The following is a 21,447-nucleotide window of genomic DNA, read 5'->3' as shown; positions in this document are numbered from 1 at the left end:
CTGGATTCTCCTTAGCTGACCACGATTTCGACACGGCGGTTCTTGATGCGGCCCTCGGCCGTGTCATTGCTGGCGATCGGGTTCGCCGAGCCGAGACCCTTGGCGGTGATGTGATCGGTGGCAACGCCGTGGGCCACGAGAAAGTCGGCCACCGTCTGGGCACGCTGAGCGCTCAACGGAATGTTGAGGCCTTCGCTGCCGCTGTTGTCCGTGTAGCCGTTGACCGTCACCTTGGCATCCGGACACGCCCTCAACTTGTCCACCACCTGAGTCAGGACCTTATTGCTGTCCGGGGTCAGGCTCACCCCATCGTTCCCGAAGGCGATCGCCCCACCGGTCAGCGCCGTGACGGCCGCCTGCAGGTCGGCACATGCGCCGGTGGCCGCGGGACCCGTCGGAGGGGTGCTGCCAGCAGGCTGCCCCTTGACCTCGATCTGGTTTTCCACGTTCACGTCGGGCCAAACGCTCGTTGCCGCGCTTCTGACCGCATCCTTCTGGTCCGGCGATGCGGCGGTTCCGGTCAAGGTGATGGTGTCCCGTTCCACCTTGAGGGTGAAATCCGGAATCGGCCCGCTGGCGGAGAAAACAGGTTCGGCGTTGGAGAAATCAAGCGCGCGGACCTTGGGATCGATCTGGATCTGATCGACCACGGTGACATTTTGACTCAGCAGGCCCTTGAGCGACGTCATCAGCGCCGCTTTGGCATCTTCATTGGGAAAATCGCCGATTAGCGTCAGGGTATTGCCACTGCGGCTCACCGACAGCAATGACAACGACAACTCGGGCCGATCTGGCTTAGCGGAACTCGCCGTAACGGTCGGCAGCTCACCGGTCGGCCCGTTGACCGACGTCGGACGCTGGTAGGCGCCGTAACCGAGCGCCGCCAACAGCAATGGAATAACCACCACGCCGATTAGCCAGGAAACGCCCAGCGGGCGCCGTTCGAATTTCGGTTCCTTCGGCGCCTCGGTGGGTGCGGGCGCCTCGTCCAAGCCCGCGTCGGTACCCACCCGTACTTCTCCTTAACGTCAGTTGGTTGCACAGCCCTCGCGGTGCCCCTGGCGATATGCAGCCTACCGACTCCCCGCCAGAGCAATTACCGATGTCAGGCACACTGGAGCAATGGCTAATGGGAGGAAACCGACGGACAGTGAAACCCTGGCCCATATCCGCGACCTTGTCGCCGAGGAGAAGGCATTGCGTGAGCGGCTTGTGCACCGCGAAATCTCCGAGTCAGAGGAGCATGAACGACTGCGCCTCATCGAAATCGAACTCGACCAGTGCTGGGATCTGCTGCGCCAGCGCCGGGCGCTGCGGGAGACCGGCGGCGACCCGCGGGAGGCAAGCGTGCGTCCCGCCGGCCAGGTCGAGGGATACTCCGGCTGACACGACCCCGCACTGACACCAGAATGAAAGAATTCGATGTCGTCGTTGTCGGCGGCGGCCACAATGGCCTGGTCGCGGCCGCGTACCTGGCACGGGCGGGTCTGCGCGTGCGGGTGCTCGAGCGCCTGGGACACGTCGGCGGGGCAGCAGTCTCGATCCAGGCGTTCGACGGCGTCGAGGTTCGTCTATCCCGGTATTCCTACCTGGTCAGCCTGCTGCCGCCGCAGATCATCAAAGACCTGGGTGCCCCGGTCCGGCTAGCCCGGCGCCAGTTTTCGTCCTATACCCCCCAACCTGACACGCACGGACGCTCCGGCCTGCTGATCGGGACCGCCGGCGACGACACCTTTGCCGCGGTCGGCGCGGCCGGCGATGAGCCCGGGTTTGCCGCGTTCTATCGGCGCTGCCGGCTGGTGACCGAACGCCTGTGGCCGACGCTGCTCGAGCCGCTACGCACCCGCGACCAGGCCCGCCGCACCGTGGTGGACTGTGGCGCCCCCGAGGCACTCGGCGCCTGGCACGCCATGATCGAGGAACCGATCGGACGCGCCATCACCGCCGCGGTGCACGATGACCTGGTTCGTGGCGTGATCGCTACCGACGCGCCGATCGGCACCTTCGCCGGGCTCGACGAGCCGTCTTTGACCCAGAACATCTGCTTCCTCTATCACCTGCTCGGCGGCGGCACCGGTGACTGGGACGTCCCGATCGGTGGCACGGGTTCGGTGACCGCGGGGCTGGCCGCCGCCGCCACCGGATACGGCGCCGAAATAGTGACCGGCGCGGAAGCTGTCGCGGTCACCCCGAACGGTGACGTGCGCTATCGCGCTGGCGACGACGAACACCTGGTTCGCGGGCGCTTTGTGCTGGCCGGCGTCACCCCAGCGGTCCTGGCAAAGCTGCTCGGCGATACCGAACCATCCTTGGCCCCGGGCGCACAGGTCAAGGTGAACATGGTGCTGCGGCGACTACCCCGGTTGCGTGATGCCGTCGTCACACCCGAACAAGCATTCGCCGGGACATTCCACGCCAACGAAACCTGGACCCAGCTGGAAGCCGCGCACCAGCGCGCGGCCGCCGGGCATCTGCCGGATCCGTTGCCGTGCGAGGCGTACTGCCATTCGCTGAGCGATCCGAGCATCCTGTCGCCCGCGTTACGTGACGTCGGCGCGCAGACCATGACGGTGTTCGGCCTGCACACGCCGCACTCGGTGTTCGGAAACGCCGACCCCGACGTGCTGCGGACCAACTCACCGCAGCGGTGCTGGCCTCACTGAACTCGGTCCTGGCCGAGCCGATTCAGGACGTGCTGCTGACCGACGCGGATGGTCGGCCGTGCATCGAGACCACGACCACCGCAGACCTACAGCACACGCTGCACATGACCGCCGGAAACATTTTCCATGGCGCGCTATCGTGGCCATTCGCCGAAAACGACGACACCCTGGCCACCCCCGCCCAGCAATGGGGGGTGGCCACCAACCACGACCGCATCATGCTGTGCGGCTCGGGCGCCCGGCGGGGCGGCGCGGTGTCGGGTATTGGCGGGCACAACGCCGCTATGGCGGTGTTGGCCTACCTGCGGCAAGACCGCTGACCGACTACCGCCCGTCCATCGCGACGTAGTCGCGCTCGGTGTAACCGGTGTAGATCTGGCGCGGACGCCCGATCTTACTGTCGCCCTCGTCGTGCATTTCGCGCCAGTGCGCGATCCAGCCCGGCAGCCGGCCCAGCGCAAACAGCACGGTGAACATCCGGGTGGGGAAGCCGAGGGCACGGTAGATCAGGCCGGTGTAGAAGTCGACGTTGGGGTAGAGCTTGCGCTCGATGAAGTAGTCGTCGGTCAACGCCGCCTCTTCAACCTCCTTCGCGATACCCAGCAGGGAGTCATCGCCGCCGAGCTTGGACAGGATCTTGTCGGCCTGTTCCTTGACGATCCTGGCGCGGGGGTCGTAGTTCTTGTAGACGCGGTGGCCAAAGCCCATCAGCTTGACGCCGGCTTCGCGGTTCTTCACCTTGCGGACGAACTCGCTCACGTCGTCGCCGCTGTCGCGGATCTGCTCGAGCATCTCGAGCACCGCCTGGTTGGCACCGCCGTGCAGCGGGCCCCAGAGGGCGTTGATGCCGCCCGAGATCGAGGTGAACAGGTTGGCCCGGGAGGAACCCACCAGCCGCACCGTGGAGGTCGAGCAGTTCTGCTCGTGGTCGGCGTGCAGGATGAACAGCATGTCCAGCGCCCGCACCACCTCAGGGTCGGGGTGGTAGGGCTCGGCGGGGAAGCCGAACGTCATCCGCAAGAAGTTCTCGACCAGCGTCAGGGAGTTCTCCGGGTAGAGGAACGGCTGGCCAACCGACTTCTTGTAGGCGTAGGCGGCGATGGTCGGCAGCTTGGCCAGCAACCGGATCGTCGAGAGCTCAACCTGCTCGCTGTCCATCGGGTCCAGCGCGTCCTGGTAGTACGCCGAGAGCGCATTGACCACGCTGGACAGCACCGGCATCGGGTGGGCGTTGCGGGGGAAACCGTCGAAGAACCGCTTGAGGTCCTCGTGCAGCATGGTGTGGCGCTGGATCCGGCCGGTGAACTGGGCGAGCTGGTCGGTGTTGGGCAACTCGCCGTAGATCAGCAGGTAGCAGACCTCGATGAAGGTCGACTTCTCCGCCAGCTGGTCGATCGGGTATCCGCGGTAGCGCAGAATGCCGGCGTCACCGTCGATGTAGGTGATTGAGCTTTTGCACGACGCGGTATTGACGAAGCCGTTGTCGAACGTGGTGTGTCCGGTCTTGGACAGCAGCGGGCCGAGCGCAATGCCGTCAGCACCCTCGGTGGCATGGGTGATCTGCAGGTCGATCTCGCCCCCCGGGTACTTCAGAGTTGCGGTGTCGTCGGTGTCGGACACGAGAACCCCTTTGCGTTCTGGCTGATATGACTGCCCCACTCGGTGCGTATAGCTGAAGGTAGTCGTTGACACGATGGCGCGCCTGCCCGGGGTCGTATCTGCTGGTCCGGTCGATCTCCGCGACCCTGCTGCCCGGTGGCCATGACGGGCCACCGTGGCATGCCCCGACAAACCCTTTGCATATTCCGTGCGGAAGCCGGATGAACGGTCAGAAAAGTGAATGCGCGCGATCGAGCGGATTGCCGACCGTGCCACACCCCGCTCATCCGCCCCTCGCGAGTCATTGATATTCAGCGACAAATATTTCCGCGGGAACTATTTCACAACGTTAAATCACACGGTCCACCGGTGCACCGATCGAAGCGCCGGAAATCGCGCGTGGCCCGGCTACCAGGCCAGGACCTCGGGCCGGCGACGCAAGTGATACTGATCGAGGTCGGGATTGGCGAACATGGCCCGATGCTCGGCCGGCGCGAATGGCCACACCTCCGGCACCCAATCATCGTTCAGATACCAGCTGCTCCAACCCGTCGTCCACACCGTCTTGGGCATCGCAGCCCGCAGCTTGGCATTGAATTCATCGGTTGCCCACGACGTCGGCTCGACCGTGTCGAACTCGCTGCTGCGCCACCGCTGTATCCAGCGCAATATGTGATCGGCCTGCGATTCGGCAATGCCGATCAACGGGTAATTCCCCACCGGACTATGCGGACCCAGCATCATGAAAAAGTTCGGAAAGCCCGGCATTGCCACCGTCTGATACGCATATGGGCCGCCGCGCCATAGCTCGTCGATCTCGACACCGTCGCGGCCGATCAGCTTCATCGGCCGGAAGAACGCGTGCGAGTCGAATCCGGTGGCGAGCACGATGACGTCCACCTCGCGCAGCACCCCGTCGTCGGTCACGATGCCCGCGTTTTCAATGCGGTCGATGCCCGTGGTGACCAGCTCGACATCGTCACGCTGGATGGCACGGTAGAACCCCGAGGACATCACCAGCCGCTTACACATCGGCTGGTAGTCCGGAGTCAAAGCCTGGCGCAGGTGTGGATCCCGGACCAGGCGCAGGCTGGCACGGCACGTCATCCCCGTTACGCGGCCATGCCAGCCCGGCCTGGTCAGCGCCGCGGTGAATTGCTCGAAGGCCCGGCCCCATATCTTGTAGGCCAACGATTCGAGCCACGGCGCCCCGCGGTAGCAGGCACGACTCACCTTTGAGTACTGCCTGTTAGGCCACGGCAGGATCCACTGCGGGGTGCGCTGGAACATGGTGACCTTGGCCGCCACACCCGCCAGGGCGGAGACGAGTTGCACGCCGGTTGATCCGCTACCGATCACCGCCACGCGCCGCCCCTGCACCGCGACCCGCTGATCCCACCGGGCCGAGTGAAAGGCGCTGCCTCCGAAGTCGTCCAAACCTGCGATCGCCGGCACCCGCGGGTGGTGCAGCAAGCCGGTGGCCACGATCAAGAAGTCGACCGCCGTCTCTTCGCCGCTATCCGTCACCACCGACCCAGGGCTCCGGCGTTGTTGATTAGCAGGCTTGTGAGCTGGGGAATTGTGGATTGAGGAGGTCTAGGCGGCGGTTGGCGGTCAAAGCGGTGATCCGGCAGGCTTCGGCGATGTTGTCGGCGCCGTTGAGGCGGTGCAGATTGATCGCGGTGTTGCGTAGCGTTGCTAGGACCTGTGCGCCGTTTCCGGTATGTGCCCTTTGACGGTCTTCGTCGAAGGTGACGTCGCGTATCCAGTGCAGGCTGTTCTCGATTCCCCAGTGTTGACGCATCCAGGTCATGATCGCGGTAGGGCGGGCGTGCTCGAACGGCAGGCTGCAGATGGCATAGACCACCTCCACGCTGCGCTGGTCGGTGGCGGTGATCAAGCGTTCACGAGTGATCCGGATGATTTGTTTTGCGTAGGGGAAGCCGATTCCTCGTGCAGCGGTGATGATTTGCAGGGTGCGGGTCTCGACACGGCCGTGGCCGCGGGAGTCGTCGGTAGCGGCTGCGGGCACCTCGGCCCAGGGCAGCGCGGTGATACGCGCAAGTATTTTGGCTTGGTTGGACTTGACGATCATCAGGTAGTGCGACTTCAAGGTGGCGCAGATCAACTTCGCGGTGACGACCTGGGTATGCATCGCATCCACGGTGACCAGCCACCGCAAGCTACCCGGCAGCAGCGTGAGCAGGGCACGTACGCAGGGAATTTCATTGCTTTTCTCGGCGACAGCGAGTTGACCGAGCACCAATCGGGCACGGTGGGCGAACACCGACACGAGATGCGTGGCTGTCGCTTTGGCGCGTAAAGCACCACGCAGCATCTTGCCGTCCAACGCGATCGGCACCAATCCACTGGGGTCGCTGCTGGCCACGTGTGCAGTGAAGTAACTGCCCATCCTGGCGTTGAGGTCGGCGGGGTCTAGCCGAGACAAAACAGCACGGAAGGTCTTCTCACTGGGCCGCCGGAACCGGACCCCTAATTGGGCCAACACATCATCGGGAGCGGTGGCCGCCCATGTGGCAAAACCAGCATAGCCGCGCATCCCCGCGGCAGTGGCCAGAACCGCGATCGCCAACAAAGCCATCAGCGAATACCTCCAGGGCTCCGGCGTTGTTGATTAGCAGGCTTGTGAGCTGGGGAATTGTGGATTGAGGAGGTCTAGGCGGCGGTTGGCGGTCAAAGCGGTGATCCGGCAGGCTTCGGCGATGTTGTCGGCGCCGTTGAGGCGGTGCAGATTGATCGCGGTGTTGCGTAGCGTTGCTAGGACCTGTGCGCCGTTTCCGGTATGTGCCCTTTGACGGTCTTCGTCGAAGGTGACGTCGCGTATCCAGTGCAGGCTGTTCTCGATTCCCCAGTGTTGACGCATCCAGGTCATGATCGCGGTAGGGCGGGCGTGCTCGAACGGCAGGCTGCAGATGGCATAGACCACCTCCACGCTGCGCTGGTCGGTGGCGGTGATCAAGCGTTCACGAGTGATCCGAATGATTTGTTTTGCGTAGGGGAAGCCGATTCCTCGTGCAGCGGTGATGATTTGCAGGGTGCGGGTCTCGACACGGCCGTGGCCGCGGGAGTCGTCGGTAGCGGCTGCGGGCACCTCGGCCCAGGGCAGCGCGGTGATATGCGCAAGTATTTTGGCTTGGTTGGACTTGACGATCATCAGGTAGTGCGACTTCAAGGTGGCGCAGATCAACTTCGCGGTGACGACCTGGGTATGCATCGCATCCACGGTGACCAGCCACCGCAAGCTACCCGGCAGCAGCGTGAGCAGGGCACGTACGCAGGGAATTTCATTGCTTTTCTCGGCGACAGCGAGTTGACCGAGCACCAATCGGGCACGGTGGGCGAACACCGACACGAGATGCGTGGCTGTCGCTTTGGCGCGTAAAGCACCACGCCGCATCTTGCCGTCCAACGCGATCGGCACCAATCCACTGGGGTCGCTGCTGGCCACGTGTGCAGTGAAGTAACTGCCCATCCTGGCGTTGAGGTCGGCGGGGTCTAGCCGAGACAAAACAGCGCGGAAGGTCTTCTCACTGGGCCGCCGGAACCGGACCCCTAATTGGGCCAACACATCATCGGGAGCGGTGGCCGCCCATGTGGCAAAACCAGCATAGCCGCGCATCCCCGCGGCAGTGGCCAGAACCGCGATCGCCAACAAAGCCATCAGCGAATACCTCCGACCGCGTGGGTCCCTCGGGTCTGGCACCGAGGCCAACACATCGAGAAACTCCGATCCGATGAGCTCGCTGCGCTCACCAGGACTCCAGCGGTCGAACACCTCTGGAACCGACGACACAGGCAATACTGAAACGGTAGGCACGGGCAACTCCAGACCAACGACGAACAGTAACCAACTCGATCGTTCTCCAGATAGCCCGTGCCTACACTCCGGCCCCAATAGCGCGGCACCAAAGATCATCAACCCAGCTCACAAGCCTGCTAATCAACAACGCCTGAGCCCTGGACTGGCATCCTTTTCGGGTGACCCATATTCCATCCGCATCGCGGCCAGGCGCTGCTCGTTTGGCCCTGTCATTGCGCCAACGCTACCGGTGGGGCTACTAGGCGGTAGTTTCCGCCCCGAGGTGGAGTGCAAGAATTTGGCTATGACTGTGGTCCCGGAAGATTTTGTCCCTGGCCTCAATGGCGTAGTCGCCTTCACCACCGAGATCGCGGAGCCGGATAAAGACGGTGGCGCGCTGCGCTATCGCGGCGTCGATATCGAAGATCTCGTTAGTCTGCGGGTGACTTTCGGCGATGTGTGGGCGCTGCTGGTCGACGGGGAATTCGGCCGCGGGCTGCCGCCCGCCGAGCCATTCCCGCTGCCGATCCACACCGGCGATGTACGAGTCGATGTTCAGGCTGGGCTGGCGATGCTGGCGCCCATCTGGGGCTACGCCCCACTGCTGGACATCGATGACGCCACGGCCCGCGAACAGTTGGCGCGTGCGTCGGTGATGGCGCTGTCGTACGTCGCTCAATCGGCACGCGGCATCTATCAGCCGGCCGTGCCTCAACGAGTTATCGATGAATGTTCAACGGTAACAGCGCGTTTCATGACCCGATGGCAAGGCGAACCGGACCCCAGGCACATCGAAGCCATTGACGCCTACTGGGTGTCGGCCGCCGAACACGGCATGAACGCCTCGACGTTCACCGCCCGCGTCATCGCCTCTACCGGCGCGGACGTCGCAGCGGCACTCTCGGGCGCGATCGGTGCGATGAGCGGGCCGCTGCACGGCGGTGCACCGGCCCGAGTCCTCCCCATGATCGAGCAGGTCGAGCGCACCGGAGACGCCCGCGGCCTGGTCAAGGGCATTCTGGACCGCGGCGAGAAGCTGATGGGCTTCGGGCATCGGGTCTACCGCGCGGAGGACCCGCGGGCGCGGGTGCTGCGCGCCACCGCCGAGCGGCTGGCGGCACCCCGGTACGAAGTCGCGGCGGCCTTGGAACAGGCGGCCCTGGCCGAGTTGCGTGAGCGCCGTCCCGACCGAGCCATCGAGACCAATGTCGAGTTCTGGGCCGCGGTCATTCTGGACTTCGCCGGCGTCCCGGCCAACATGATGCCGGCGATGTTCACCTGCGGGCGGACCGCCGGCTGGTGTGCCCACATTCTCGAGCAGAAGCGGCTGGGCAAGCTGGTCCGCCCCTCCGCGATCTACGTGGGGCCGGCGCCACGCACCCCGGAGTCGGTCGCGGGCTGGGACCGGGTGCTGACCACCGCATAGCACGCGCCCGGACAGGTCGAATCGAGCACCAAATGCCAAGCGCTACAAACTAGTTCGGGTAAGAGACGTTGGTGGTCTCGTAGTGGAAGGCAACCGCCGGAGGGCTGTGGTCCGACAACGGTTGCCCGTTGGAATTGTTGAAGTTGGGCGTCTCATTGCTGTAGGCGGTGGCCTGCAGCGTCACTCCCGTGCCACTGCGATAGAAGATCTTGTCGAGCAATTCGCATTCGTTGCCGACCATGCAGTCCGGCGCGAACGGCGGCGTGGTGGGGCCGTGCTCGACCTCCACCCAGGCGTCGGTGAGCCCGATGGAACCGGCGAAGTCGAGCAGGCCGGCTTGGTCCTCGGAGTACAGCGCGTTGAAGTCGCCGGTGACGATCACCGCGCGGCCCGCGGAGTTCTGCAGGATGTAGTTGGCAAGCTGCCTGAGGTTGGCGTTGGTAAGCACCCCACCACCGGTGTTGGCATGCAGGTTGTAGAGGTCCATGGTGTTTCCGCCCGACAGTTGCAGCTGGGAGTAGCTAAAACCCTTCGGGGTGAGGCAGTTGTCGGCATCGCATTGAAACCACGTCTGCCGGTCGAGCCTTTTCACCTTGAACACGGCGAGGCTATTGAGCCCGTCGGAGAAGGGCACACCGATCGGCCACAGCAAGGTGGGCGGGCTGGGCGGTGTCTGGCTGGGCATCCTGGACTTCTTGATCAGGAATTCGTGGTAGCTGAAATCCTCCTGGACGTTGGACACCGAGAAGTTGTTGAGCCGCTTCCCGATCTCCTTGGTGTAGAGAAAGCGCGGCAGCATCGCGCTGGAGAGCGGGAACGGCAGCCCGGCGATGTTGTACGTCAACATGCTGAAGTCGCCGCTGATCGTGTCGGTCGGGATGTTGCCAACGAAGATCGTCACGGTGGCGACGTCGTCGTGGCCGTGAAACGGGCCCAAGTATCCGGCTAGCCCGTGCACGTGCAGGCTGGTGTCATCGCTGACCGCAACGGTGAACGTGTCGATGCCAACGAAATTCGGCTCGGGTGTGTAGACGAAGGCGGCCCTGCTCTCGTCGATGTTCACCATGCCGTGCTGAGGCCCACCAGGGGTGCCGCGGGGATTGACCTTGAAGGTCATCCTGTTGCCATCCGGGTCGTAGGCCGAAAACGGAACCAGGCCCGTCGAGCCGTTGTCGTCGATCTTGAGTTGTTGGGGCATGGCCACCGGCGTGCGGTTTTCGAGGATCGGCACCACTCCATTGCGGATTGAGGCCAGGAAATTGATCACGGCGTTGAGCAAGTCATCGGGGATGTTGCTGGGATCAAGCTGTGGCGTACCCACCCCTGGCGATGCCGCACCCGGCAGAGCCGTACCGGGCAGTGCCGCTCCCGGCTGCGCCGCACCGGGCACCGCACCCGGCTGTGCCGCCCCCGGCAGCAGAGACGCTGCGGTGTTCTCGCCGCCCGGCGGCGCGGGGACGTCGGCCCACGATTCACCATTGGAGGCGTCCGAATCAGTTGGTGCGGCATGGCCGATCGCCTGATCGGTTGCCACCGCAGCACCCACCACCAGAACGAACACCAGCGCCCCGACCCGGACCGCATGGCTGGCGTAACCCATAAATTCTCCTTGTGCCTCCACCGGGAAAGTGGATTCGTCGGATGACGCTTTGCCGGTCGATGAGCAAGCTCGCGGTGGCTCGCCGGGCAAGCTCGATGCGAGCCAGGCCCAGCAAAGCCAACGGCCCGTCCGACGGCATCGACTGACAAAGTGGCGGTATTGAGGTGTCGCGCTGCTCACCAGGATGTTCGAGGTGGGCAACCGGGAGGTCCGTAACGTGCAGCGAAGTCTGCTGCCCCACCAGAGCTATTGTCAATACCGATCTTTGGAGCCGGAAGCCGCGGTCGAGCCCGCCCGAGTAACCCGCGTCCGGACATGCAGGACCGCCTCACCCGACGCATCATTAGCGCCCGCCCTGGCTCGACCGAATGCTCAAACACCCTGAATTCCAATTAAATTAATCCAGATCACCAGCCCATACCCTGGCCATCCCGATGATCCGCCGAGGGGAGCAAAAAGGCAGCAAGAAGGCCCTGCCAGTGGCGACCGTTGCAGCGACGTTCTGTCGTGAGTGAATTGATCTTGCCAGCCGGATAGCGCACAAGAAACGCGATCGAAGTGGCCATAGTCATTGCAAGACAGCACTTATCACCTATACGCAGCCATCTCGAGTCAGCGCAGTTCAAGGTTTCTCCGCTGCCGCCCGACGCCTTTCGATGAGACAATCGGTGAGCGATGCCATCAGCATCCTCGTTTCGCCCAGGCTTCTGACTTCGGCGGATTTTCGGGTCGACCTATATGCCAACATATTTCGTACATGACGAACCTGCGCGTCAGTCGCTTTCACCCTCTCGGCCAACATTCGCATCCGACGCCGGAGCCCGGACACCAAAGCGACGCCAGTCCGCGATCGTGGATGTTCGGCCACCAAGGGTTGACATAACGCCAGGAAGTGCTAGAGGGGCACAATTCCCTCGCAAATCCCGTCAAAATCAGCGTGTTTCGTGACGTAATAGTACCCGTGTCGCGATCCAATCGTATTCGCGCCGATACCGAAAAGTGCTCTCGCAGAATTGAAATCGTAGTCAACGGCGCCGTGTCTAGCGCTTTGGCGTCCACCAGGTCACTTGACGATCACTCGCCCATCACGGTCAGACAGTCACGGTGGACGCATCACAACATCGGCCCGCGGCCGGGAGCCGGCCGCAGCCAGCAACCGGGGGGCGAACCAGGGGCGGTCGGGAACCGAGGCGAACCGCACCGAGCGACGGCCACCGTCCGTCGCCTCATCCGCGCCTCATCCGCGCCTGACCTGCGCCTGATCTGCGCCTGATACAAGAGTCCCGCACAGGCGGCCAGCGCCCGTCCGGCCACAAGCCACCGGGGCTTGTCGGTGCCCCGCGGTTAAATGACGAACGCAGCGATGAGTTTGTGTCGCGGCTTGGGTCAGTACCGGTGAGCCCATTCGGGAAACCAACAGCAAGGAGACTTTCATGACAATCAACGTCGAACCCGCCCTGTCCCCCCACCTCGTCGTTCACGACGCCGCGGCCGCCATCGACTTCTACGTCAAGGCCTTCGGGGCCGAGGAGTTGGGCCGGGTGCCCGGTCCGGACGGCAGGCTGGTCCACGCCGCGCTTCGGATCAACGGCTCTACCGTGATGCTCAACGACGACTTTCCCGAGATGTGCGGGGGCAAGTCGATGACACCGGTATCCCTGGACGGAACACCGGTCACTATCCATCTGACCGTCACCGATGTGGACGCGAAGTTCCAGCGGGCACTGGATGCCGGAGCCACGGTTGTGGCGCCGTTGGACGACCAATTCTGGGGAGACCGCTACGGAGTTATCGCCGATCCTTTTGGCCACCACTGGTCGCTGGGCCAGCCGGTACGCGAGGTCAGCATGGAGGAGATCCAAGCAGCCATGTCCGCACAGGCGAGCAACTAACGCAGATCAACCCTGCCGTTGCGCAGGCGTCGCCGTACCGCGGCGCGTGCGCAACGGCGCGGCCTGACGACTTCGCTTACCTGCCGAGGATCGCCGCGAGCAAGCCACGAGACGGGCGCACCGGTGCCCCCGAGGCGGCGGCACCCAGCATGTCGGCCACATCGGTGAAATTGTTGCGCGGACGCCCCTCGGCGTTACCGCGTGCAATCTCGGCCGCGTCGATGGCAAACCATCCCGCGGAGTCGATGACGTCGGGTTCGCGGGTATGCACCAGCTTGGCCAACGCGGCCGGTTTGCACACCGGATCGCCCAGCTTGCCCGCGTTGAAGTCGGCGACCAGCGCCGCAACCGTCTGCAGCGAGCAGGACTTGTTGGTGCCGATGAACCCGGAGGGCCCGCGCTTGATCCAGCCCGCGACATAGACACCTGGCACCGGGGCGCCGCGAACCGGGTCCACGACTCGGCCACCGTCATTGGGGACAACCGCCGCATTGTCGTCAAACGGCAGATCGCCAATCTTCGTGCCGCGATACCCGATCGACGTCAGCACCAGCCCCGCATCGAGGGTGCGCATTTCGTCGGTACCGGTCACCGAAAACTCCACGCCGCTGGCTCGCTGCTCACCACGCACCGATCGGGGGGTGAGTTGGTATGCCAGCCGGATGCGCGGGCCCGATGCCGCCGAGCCCTCCCCCAGCGTTGCCAAGATCTCCAGCTTGCGCTTGGTCAGTTGGTCAGAGACGGTTGCCAAATCGTCAAGGACCCGCTGACGATCGGCCGCGTCGAGAACCACCTCGGCGCAACCCGTGAGCCCGATCAGCTCGGGCAGAGTGAACGCCGAGTGGGCGGGTCCGCGGCGGGCGGCGATCACCACCTCGCGAACCGCCGAGTTGCGCAGTGCGCGCAGCGCCGGGTCAGCGATATCGGTGCGAGCCAGGTCGTCCGGATTCGCGGTGAGCATGCGTGCCACGTCGAGGGCGACATTTCCGTTGCCGATGATCACCGCGCGCTCGTGGCTCAGGTCGACAGGTAGGTCAGTGAAGTCTGGATGCCCGTTTATCCATGCGACCAACTCGGTCGCGGTACCGGTGCCCGGCAAGCCCATCCCATCGATGCGCAGACGACGATCATCGGGCGCGCCGACCGCATACACCACAGCGTGATGGTGGGCCAACAAATCCGCGTGACTCAGCTGCCTGCCGATCTCCACGTTGAGGTAGAACCGAAACCGGCGATGGCGTGCCACCCGGTCGAACAATCGGGTGACCCGCTTGGTGTTCTGATGATCCGGCGCCACACCGGCGCGCACCAAGCCGTAGGGCGTGGGCAGCTTCTCAAAGACGTTGACGCGCACGCCATGCTGAACCAGCAACTCGTCGGCGGCATACATCGCCGCGGGCCCGGACCCGACGATGGCGACGGTGAGGGGCTGGCTGCGCGGCCGAACCTGGGCAGCGGGGATCACCGGTGCCAGCTTTGACGTTGGCGGTAGCTTCTCGCCGCCCTGACGCTGCGGATAGTACGACGCATTGATTTCCACGAACGGCAGTTGCTTGGAGTCCAGCCGCGAGTCGGGCGCAATCGCCCCCACCGGGCAGGCGCTCACACATGCACCACAGTCCACGCAGGCCACCGGATCGATATAGAGCATTTCCGACGTCGCGAAGCCGGGCTCGTCAGGTGTCGGGTGGATGCAATTGACCGGGCAGGCGAACACACAGGACCCGTCGTTGCAGCACGACTGGGTAATAACGTGCGGCATAGAACAGCTCGTAACGGCCTATGCGGCGGGCGAAGCGGCCAAGTGCTGGCGCTGCGGCTCGCTGCGATACCGAGACGGCTCCCCATCGATCTTGCAGATACGCCACATCAACCGCGCCGAGCGAGTCTGCATCAGACCGGTGTCGTGGGCCAGCATCCGCACGTCGGCGAACATGTCGCGCAACCACTTTCGCGACTCTGGCGATCTGAAGAACAGCTCCTTTTTGACCTCACGCGGGATGTCGAACTCCGCCCAGAACTCCTTCGGCGGCACCAGGATCGCATTGGCCAGCGACCGCATCGTCAGCGGCAAGTACAGCGAGATCCAGAACCGCTGCCGCTTGGTGAGCTTCGGCAAGCGTTTGCGGAGGAATTCGTGCGCAAACGAGATGTGCCGGGCTTCCTCGGCGACATGGATGGCCATCACCCGTTCCATGACCGGATGGAGCAACTTACCTTCGCGCAACACGTTCTTTTGGGTGTGGTCGATGGGCTCCTCGCCGGCGAGCACACCAATGAAGAACGCCACCGGCAGCGGGCCGGCCACCAATGGGACCAACGGCGAAATCCAACGCAACCGCCGGGGCATCCCGGGCACGTCGGCGCCGACACGGTTGACCATCTCCTGGAACATCATGGTGTGGTTGCACTCTTCGACCGATTCGTGCAGGCAGTACCGATACTCCGGTGATCCGTTGGGCATCCAGAAGGTGTAGTTCATCAGGCCCCTGACCAGGATGGACTCAAAATGCAGCCCAACCTTGGCCACGTTGGCCTGCCGCCACATCCCGATCTTGATCTTGCGTTCTTCGGATTGAGCCTGGTACCAGGGATGGCGCCCCAACGGGTCCGTTGCCGGGAGGATCCACCGGGGATCGTTGTCAGTGACAGCGAACTCCGGTGACTCCCAATCGATATCGGTGTACGGGTTGAAATTCCGCCGCACAGACCCCTCGGACAGTGTGGCGAGCATTTCCACGTACTCGGCGTCGTCGCGCACTTCCATATTGCGGCGCCACCGCCGAACCATTCGCGTCCTGGCCATTACAGCCCTCCTCGATGAGGTTTACATTCGGACGTGTGATGAACACGGTACCGCTGGTACCGGGAATTATCCAGACCCTCGAAAGGGAGAGTGGCCCAAGCCCCAGCGGGCGGTCAACTGTGGGCTCGCTCACATCGGATCGCGCTGCCAGGCATTTTTCGGCCCGCTTGGTCACCACCGCGCCACCTCTCATTACCCTGATTACCATGGCTGACCAGCTCGCGACTTCCCTCGACATTCCCGCCAACCTCAAGCCCAGCGACGGGCGCTTCGGATGCGGCCCGTCCAAGGTCCGGCCCGCCCAATTGCAGGCCCTGGCCAGCACCGCAGCCGAGCTGTTCGGCACCTCCCACCGTCAGGCACCGATCAAGAATCTGGTCGGCCAGGTGCGGTCGGGGCTGACCGACCTCTTTTCGTTGCCCGACGGCTACGAGGTCATTCTGGGCAACGGCGGCGCGACGGCGTTCTGGGACGCCGCGGCCTTCGGCTTGATCGACAAACGGTCGTTGCACCTGACCTACGGCGAGTTCAGCTCGAAGTTCGCCTCGGCCGTCGCCAAGAACCCGTTCATCGGCGACCCGATCATCATCAAGGCCGACCCGGGCAGCGCACCCGAACCTCAGGCCGACCCCTCCGTGGATGTCGTTGCCTGGGCCCACAACGAGACATCGACCGGTGTGGCGGTGCCGGTGCATCGTCCGGCCGGCTCAGGCGAAGCGTTGGTTGTCATCGACGCCACCTCGGGCGCCGGCGGCCTGCCGGTGGACATCACCGAGGTCGACGCCTACTACTTCGCGCCACAGAAGAACTTCGCCAGCGACGGCGGCCTCTGGCTGGCCATCATGAGCCCGGCCGCGCTGGCGCGCGTCGAGGCCATCGCCGCGTCCGGCCGGTGGGTCCCCGACTTCTTGTCGCTGCCGATAGCGATCGAGAACAGCCTGAAGAACCAGACCTACAACACTCCGGCGATCGCCACCCTGGTGCTGCTGGCCGAACAGCTCGACTGGCTGCTCGGCAATGGCGGGCTGGACTGGGCCGTCAAGCGCACCGTCGACTCGTCGCAGCGGTTGTACTCGTGGGCGCAGGAACGTCCCTACACCACCCCGTTCGTCAGCGATCCCGCCCTGCGCTCACAGGTGGTGGGCACGATCGACTTCGTTGACGACGTGGATGCCGCCGCCGTGGCCAAGACCCTGCGGGCAAACGGCATCGTCGACACCGAGCCGTACCGCAAGCTGGGCCGCAACCAGCTGCGGGTCGCGATGTTCCCCGCGGTGGAACCCGACGACATTAGCGCACTCACCCAGTGCATCGACTGGGTTGTCGAGCGTCTTTAACCTCGCCGTTATCAACCGGCAACCGTCCAGCGTGTCAGCGCGGCGGCAGCCTTTCGCTGCTGTAAAGTTCGCAACGTAACAGGTCCGGTGCCGACCTGCACGGAGCCTGCGAGGAGAAGCCATGCGGGAACTGAGAGTGGTTGGGCTCGACGCCGACGGCAAATACATTCTCTGCGAGGGTGTCGACTCAACCGAGAAATACAAGCTGCCCGCCGATGACCGGCTGCGGGCCGCGTTGAAGCGCCAACCGATACCGCCCGAGCAACCACAACTCGACATAGAAGTCACCAACATGCTCAGTCCCAAGGAAATTCAAGCTCGCATCCGCGCCGGGGCATCTGTCGAACAGGTCGCCACCGCGTCAGGCTCAGACATCGCGCGCATCCAACGCTTCGCCCACCCGGTGTTGCTGGAACGCTCGCGCGCCGCCGAACTGGCGACGGCCGCGCACCCCATGCTCGCCGACGGCCCCGCGGTTCTGACGCTGCTTGAAACCATCACCGCAGCGCTGGTGACCCGTGGCCTCAACCCCGAACGGCTCGACTGGGACGCCTGGCGCAACGAAGACGGCCGCTGGACGGTACAGCTGGCCTGGAAGGCCGGCCGCTCGGACAACCTCGCGCATTTCCGTTTCGCCCCGGGAGCCCACGGCGGCACGGTCACCGCGATCGACGACGCGGCCAGCGAACTAATCGACCCGGAGTACAAGGCACCGCTACGGCCCCTGGCACCGGTCTCGCACCTGGCCTTCGACGAACCCGCAAAGCCGGCCAAGCAGGCAAAGCCCGCCAAACCGGCGAAGCAGACCCCGCCCGCTCCGGCCGAACAACCGGCCAGCAGCCGCCGTGGCAAGCCGGCCATCCCGGCCTGGGAGGACGTGCTGCTCGGGGTGCGTTCGAGCGGCCAGCGCTAGCGGCTGCCCAATCCGGCGAGGCCGATCAGCGCCAACCACGCCACGGCCACACCCACCCCCGCTCCCAGCACAAACCAGCGCAGCACCGGGGTGTTCCGCCAGCCCCAGAGCGACGGTGCCAGCCCGCCGACCGCCACGATGTTGAGACCGACCGCCAGCAGCGGATGCACGCGAATGAGCCCGATGCTGAGCACCGCATCGCCAACCCCTACCACCGCTGCGACAAAGGCGGCCACCGCCAAACCCGCAGCCCAGGGGACAAATTCACCGCGTTCGTCAGTCACTGGCCGAGCCTAGCCCAATCATAGAAGGCCAAAGCGGCCGCCGTCGCCACGTTGAGCGAGTCGGTGCCCCGCGACATGGGGATGCGCACCCGCAGGTCGCTGATCCGCAGCGCAGCCGCCGTCAGTCCCGGTCCCTCCGCGCCCACCAGCAAGGCAACCGGTTGATCGCCCACGGCGTCCATCGCCTCGGGCAGCGCACGAGCGTCGCCCTTGGGTGTCAGCGCCAAGAGCCGAAATCCGCGTTCTTTCAGTGCGACAAGCTCCGCGGGCCAATCGGTTGCGCGCGCGTAGGGCACCAGCAACGCGTGCCCCATGGAGACACGCACCGCGCGGCGGTACAGCGGATCGGCGCAGCCGCTGCCGAAAATCACCGCGTGCACGCCCAGGCCGGCCGCGTTGCGAAAGATCGAGCTCAGATTCTCGTGGTCATTGACACCTTCGAGAACAGCGATGGTGCGGGCGCCATCCACGACTTGCCCAACGCTGGGCTCGACCACCCGGCTCGCGGCGGCCAACACGCCACGATTGAGGTGAAACCCGACCACCTGCGCCATGACGTCCGGGGAGACCCGGTAGTAAGGTGCCCCAACGCCGGCCAGGTCTTCTTTCAGCTCGAGCAATCTGCGATCGGTCCCCAGCAACGCGCGCGGCGAAAACCGCGACGCCAGCATGCGCTGGACGACCAACACGCCCTCGGCGATCACCAGCCCTTTGCCCGACGGCAGGTCGGGCCGGCGGTCGATGCTGTTGAGGTCGCGGAAATCATCGAGGCACGGGTCGTCGGGATCGCTGACATCTCGCACATCGACGTCGCGAACATGGCTGTGCGCGGTCACGGGCTTTCGTCGACCAGCGCCATCATGATGTCGGCGGCGTTGCGCAGAATGTCGCGCTTGTCGCCGTCCAGCGTCGCCAAGCGCTCGGCCAGCCATTCCTGGCGGGCCCGCCGCGCCGCTTTGACCAGCTCCGCACCCGCTTCGGACACCGAGACCAGCACCTGGCGGCCGTCAACGGGGTGCGGCGTGCGATCCACCAGACCCATGTCGGCCAGGGAAGCGATCACCCGAGTCATCGACGGTGGGCGGACTCGCTCGCGGATCGCCAACGCGCCGGGTGTCATCGCGCCCTCATTGGCCAACGTGGTCAATGCCGACAACTGAGACAACGACACCGGCGACGAGGGGTTCCGAAATCGAAGTTGGCGGGCCAACCGCATAACTGCCAACGACAAGTCGCTAGCCAGCCGCCCATCGCTGTCAGGCACAGCGCGAGGTTACATCGGAACGCAATGGCGCGGGTTCAGAACGGCAAACCCATGCCCGCCGTGTCCGACGGTCAGGATTCGGCGCGACCGCCCGCGACCGCTTTGGCACACCGCTTACCGAAGCCTGGCCGCGCCCGGGGCGGCCTGGGCCGATGGGGCGCTCGCGGACACGAGAACGACCCCGCCGTCGGCGCGAGGGCAAACCCACCTACATCCGTACGGCCGCCTGGATGGCGACTTGGCTATCTTGGAGACACGATGAGTATCGAGCCCGACCAAAGCCCCGAACCGCCTCCGCTACCGGCGGTCCTGCTCGAGGTGTGGCCGGTCATCTTGGTCGGAGCGCTCGCCTGGTTGGGCGCGGCCATGGCGGCGTTCCTGGTCCCCAGTCTGCAGGGCTGGCGTCCAGTGACGGTGGCCGGACTGGTGGTGGGATTGTTCGGTACCTGCCTTTTCGTCTGGCAGCTTGCCGCTGCCCGCCGCGGTGCGCGCGGCGCTCAGGCCGGACTCGAGACCTACCTCGACCAGCAAATCGACTAGTAATTGCCTACCCGGGAGGACCCATGGCATCTCCGCTGTTGCAAACGCACATTGATATCGACGCGCCACCCTCGAAGGTCTGGACGTTGATATCCGATCTGCGACGGATGCCCGAGTGGAGCCCGCAGTGCCGCTGGATGCACCAATTCGGCCCGTTGCGCCAGGGCACCCGCACCCTGAACTTCAACCGCCGCAACCGCCTGTTCTGGCCCACCAGCTCCCGAATCGTGGAGGTCATCCCCGAGCAGAAGCTGGCATTCCGGGTCGATACCAACCGCACGATCTGGAGCTACGAGCTGGCGCCGCACGGCGCGGGAACCCGGCTGACCGAGAGCCGTCACGCCGAAAACGGCGTCAGCGCATTCTCGAGCATGTCGGTGAATGCCCTGCTCGGCGGCAACACGAACTTTGAACGTGAGCTGGTCGAAGGCATGAACACCTCGCTGGCCAGGATCAAGGCTGCCGCCGAAGCAGGCTAGTCCGACGACTCGGCCGGCTTCTCCACGACATCGAGCACTCCGTCGTCATACGGCTCGTACATCGGTGAGCCGGTGCCCGCCGGAGCGGGGGTATCCGAGTGCGCGCCGCAACCGTACTGCTTGTCGACAACGCGTCCGTCGGCCGCCAGTTCGTTACCGCATACCCCGAACATCACGCCCAGCGATCCGGCCAGCGGTAGGAAGAACCCACAGTCTCGACACACTCGCTTGGTCGATCGCGCCATCGGCGAGTCGGGGCCGCAGTCTCCGTCGTGCCATCGTTGCGCCGCCTCGGCACGGCCCCAACCGCTCATCACCCAGCGCCGGCCGAGCCCGACCTCTGCCGCGGTCTCATCGACCTGAGCGTCACCGCTGGCGGCGTAACCCGGCACCAGCCGTGGATCGTCCTTCGCCGGCGCCAGCAGGTCTCCCGGGCTTAGATCCCCCGGCCGTACCCGCTGCTCCCACGGCACCCAGGCCGGCGCCAGCAGCGCGGTTGGGCCCGGGACCAGCACCACCTCACTGACGGTGACCCGATCGGCACCGACGTAGCTGGCCACCACTGCGGCCCACTGCCAGCCCTGGTAGCCGGGCAGATGCGCCAGGAATCGGTGGGTGGCGGCATTGGGATCTTCGTAGCTGACGCCCAGGTAATCTCCGACAGCCTCGGCGCCGCTGAACTCCTCGACAGCCTCCCTGGCCAGCGCAACCGCACCCGTGAGCGTCGGCGCCAGCTCTTCGGGCCACTCGGCCACGGCCGTCGCGGAGGATTCCGTCGAGTCCTCAAAGGGTCCGGTCACATTCCCTTTCCTTTCTGCAAGCGA

Annotated in this window: 17 protein-coding genes and 3 pseudogenes; 8 read left to right on the top strand and 12 right to left on the bottom strand. The window is 64.8% G+C overall.

Features of this window, described 5'->3' with window-relative positions; all coding sequences use genetic code 11:
* Window positions 1-11: 11 nt before the first annotated feature.
* Window positions 12-1,010, bottom strand: coding sequence for a channel-forming protein ArfA/OmpATb (arfA, locus tag SHTP_RS04030; protein WP_096369843.1), 999 nt, complete (start codon window positions 1,008-1,010; stop codon window positions 12-14).
* A 112-nt stretch (window positions 1,011-1,122) separates the two neighbouring features.
* Here arfA and SHTP_RS04025 point away from each other — a divergent pair, with 112 nt between their 5' ends.
* Window positions 1,123-1,386 carry a DUF2630 family protein gene (locus SHTP_RS04025; protein WP_011738616.1) on the top strand — a complete coding sequence of 88 codons (264 nt, stop codon included), beginning with the start codon at window positions 1,123-1,125 and terminating at the stop codon, window positions 1,384-1,386.
* 23 nt (window positions 1,387-1,409) lie between these two features.
* Window positions 1,410-2,983, top strand: a pseudogene (locus tag SHTP_RS04020) (phytoene desaturase family protein).
* A 4-nt stretch (window positions 2,984-2,987) separates the two neighbouring features.
* Here SHTP_RS04020 and SHTP_RS04015 read toward each other — a convergent pair.
* From SHTP_RS04015 to SHTP_RS04000, 4 genes and pseudogenes are all read right to left on the bottom strand, one after another.
* Complete coding sequence (locus SHTP_RS04015; RefSeq protein ID WP_096369842.1) at window positions 2,988-4,283, bottom strand: citrate synthase; 1,296 nt, start codon at window positions 4,281-4,283, stop codon at window positions 2,988-2,990.
* 387 nt (window positions 4,284-4,670) lie between these two features.
* Window positions 4,671-5,795, bottom strand: a pseudogene (locus SHTP_RS04010) (flavin-containing monooxygenase); the annotation flags it as partial.
* A gap of 22 nt (window positions 5,796-5,817) precedes the next feature.
* Window positions 5,818-6,888 (bottom strand): annotated as a pseudogene (locus tag SHTP_RS04005) (ISAs1-like element IS2404/ISMul1 family transposase); the annotation flags it as partial.
* A 9-nt stretch (window positions 6,889-6,897) separates the two neighbouring features.
* Window positions 6,898-8,100 (bottom strand): ISAs1-like element IS2404/ISMul1 family transposase, encoded by a 1,203-nt coding sequence (locus tag SHTP_RS04000; protein WP_420872934.1) that lies wholly within the window; start codon window positions 8,098-8,100, stop codon window positions 6,898-6,900.
* Between the two features lie 286 nt (window positions 8,101-8,386).
* Between SHTP_RS04000 and SHTP_RS03995 the strand changes: the two genes are divergently transcribed.
* Complete coding sequence (locus tag SHTP_RS03995; RefSeq protein WP_012396184.1) at window positions 8,387-9,508, top strand: citrate synthase 2; 1,122 nt, start codon at window positions 8,387-8,389, stop codon at window positions 9,506-9,508.
* A 49-nt stretch (window positions 9,509-9,557) separates the two neighbouring features.
* Here SHTP_RS03995 and SHTP_RS03990 read toward each other — a convergent pair whose 3' ends face one another.
* Window positions 9,558-11,108: an Ig-like domain-containing protein gene (locus SHTP_RS03990; protein WP_096369840.1), complete on the bottom strand. Its 1,551-nt coding sequence runs from the start codon at window positions 11,106-11,108 to the stop codon at window positions 9,558-9,560.
* A gap of 1,433 nt (window positions 11,109-12,541) precedes the next feature.
* On the opposite strand from SHTP_RS03990, the gene SHTP_RS03985 reads away from it, so the two are divergent.
* Entirely contained in the window at window positions 12,542-13,000 is a 459-nt protein-coding gene (locus tag SHTP_RS03985) for a VOC family protein (protein WP_096369839.1), read from the top strand.
* A gap of 76 nt (window positions 13,001-13,076) precedes the next feature.
* Here SHTP_RS03985 and SHTP_RS03980 read toward each other — a convergent pair whose 3' ends face one another.
* Both SHTP_RS03980 and SHTP_RS03975 read right to left on the bottom strand, forming a co-directional pair.
* Window positions 13,077-14,762, bottom strand: coding sequence for an FAD-dependent oxidoreductase (locus tag SHTP_RS03980; protein ID WP_096369838.1), 1,686 nt, complete (start codon window positions 14,760-14,762; stop codon window positions 13,077-13,079).
* 18 nt (window positions 14,763-14,780) lie between these two features.
* Window positions 14,781-15,806 carry an AurF N-oxygenase family protein gene (locus tag SHTP_RS03975; protein WP_012396188.1) on the bottom strand — a complete coding sequence of 342 codons (1,026 nt, stop codon included), beginning with the start codon at window positions 15,804-15,806 and terminating at the stop codon, window positions 14,781-14,783.
* A gap of 206 nt (window positions 15,807-16,012) precedes the next feature.
* Between SHTP_RS03975 and serC the strand changes: the two genes are divergently transcribed.
* Both serC and sepH read left to right on the top strand, forming a co-directional pair.
* Window positions 16,013-17,143, top strand: a complete 1,131-nt coding sequence (gene serC, locus SHTP_RS03970) for a phosphoserine transaminase (protein ID WP_096372313.1) — start codon at window positions 16,013-16,015, stop codon at window positions 17,141-17,143.
* Between the two features lie 121 nt (window positions 17,144-17,264).
* Window positions 17,265-18,056, top strand: coding sequence for a septation protein SepH (sepH, locus tag SHTP_RS03965; protein WP_020729594.1), 792 nt, complete (start codon window positions 17,265-17,267; stop codon window positions 18,054-18,056).
* Here the strand turns inward: sepH and SHTP_RS03960 are convergent.
* From SHTP_RS03960 to SHTP_RS03950, 3 genes are read right to left on the bottom strand one after another with little or no spacing between them, the layout of a single operon-like run.
* A complete protein-coding gene (locus SHTP_RS03960; RefSeq protein WP_096369837.1) occupies window positions 18,053-18,340 on the bottom strand; it encodes a DUF2537 domain-containing protein in 288 nt (95 codons plus the stop codon). The two genes, sepH and SHTP_RS03960, sit on opposite strands and share 4 nt — an antisense overlap.
* Window positions 18,337-19,176 carry a TrmH family RNA methyltransferase gene (locus SHTP_RS03955; RefSeq protein WP_096369836.1) on the bottom strand — a complete coding sequence of 280 codons (840 nt, stop codon included), beginning with the start codon at window positions 19,174-19,176 and terminating at the stop codon, window positions 18,337-18,339. The genes SHTP_RS03960 and SHTP_RS03955 overlap by 4 nt, the downstream gene beginning before the upstream one ends.
* Complete coding sequence (locus SHTP_RS03950; protein WP_020786033.1) at window positions 19,173-19,604, bottom strand: Rv0880 family HTH-type transcriptional regulator; 432 nt, start codon at window positions 19,602-19,604, stop codon at window positions 19,173-19,175. The genes SHTP_RS03955 and SHTP_RS03950 overlap by 4 nt, the downstream gene beginning before the upstream one ends.
* 258 nt (window positions 19,605-19,862) lie before the next feature.
* Between SHTP_RS03950 and SHTP_RS03945 the strand changes: the two genes are divergently transcribed.
* Together SHTP_RS03945 and SHTP_RS03940 are read left to right on the top strand one after the other, a co-directional pair.
* Window positions 19,863-20,144 (top strand): DUF2530 domain-containing protein, encoded by a 282-nt coding sequence (locus SHTP_RS03945; protein ID WP_020786032.1) that lies wholly within the window; start codon window positions 19,863-19,865, stop codon window positions 20,142-20,144.
* Between the two features lie 23 nt (window positions 20,145-20,167).
* Complete coding sequence (locus SHTP_RS03940) at window positions 20,168-20,623, top strand: SRPBCC family protein (RefSeq protein ID WP_096369835.1); 456 nt, start codon at window positions 20,168-20,170, stop codon at window positions 20,621-20,623.
* Here the strand turns inward: SHTP_RS03940 and SHTP_RS03935 are convergent.
* Window positions 20,620-21,423, bottom strand: a complete 804-nt coding sequence (locus SHTP_RS03935; RefSeq protein ID WP_011738633.1) for a DUF3027 domain-containing protein — start codon at window positions 21,421-21,423, stop codon at window positions 20,620-20,622. The genes SHTP_RS03940 and SHTP_RS03935 overlap by 4 nt on opposite strands.
* Window positions 21,424-21,447: the final 24 nt, after the last annotated feature.

The organism is Mycobacterium ulcerans subsp. shinshuense, from assembly GCF_002355775.1.
GTDB classification, from domain to species: Bacteria; Actinomycetota; Actinomycetes; order Mycobacteriales; family Mycobacteriaceae; genus Mycobacterium; species Mycobacterium marinum.
This window is presented reverse-complemented; position numbering and strand designations above follow the sequence as displayed.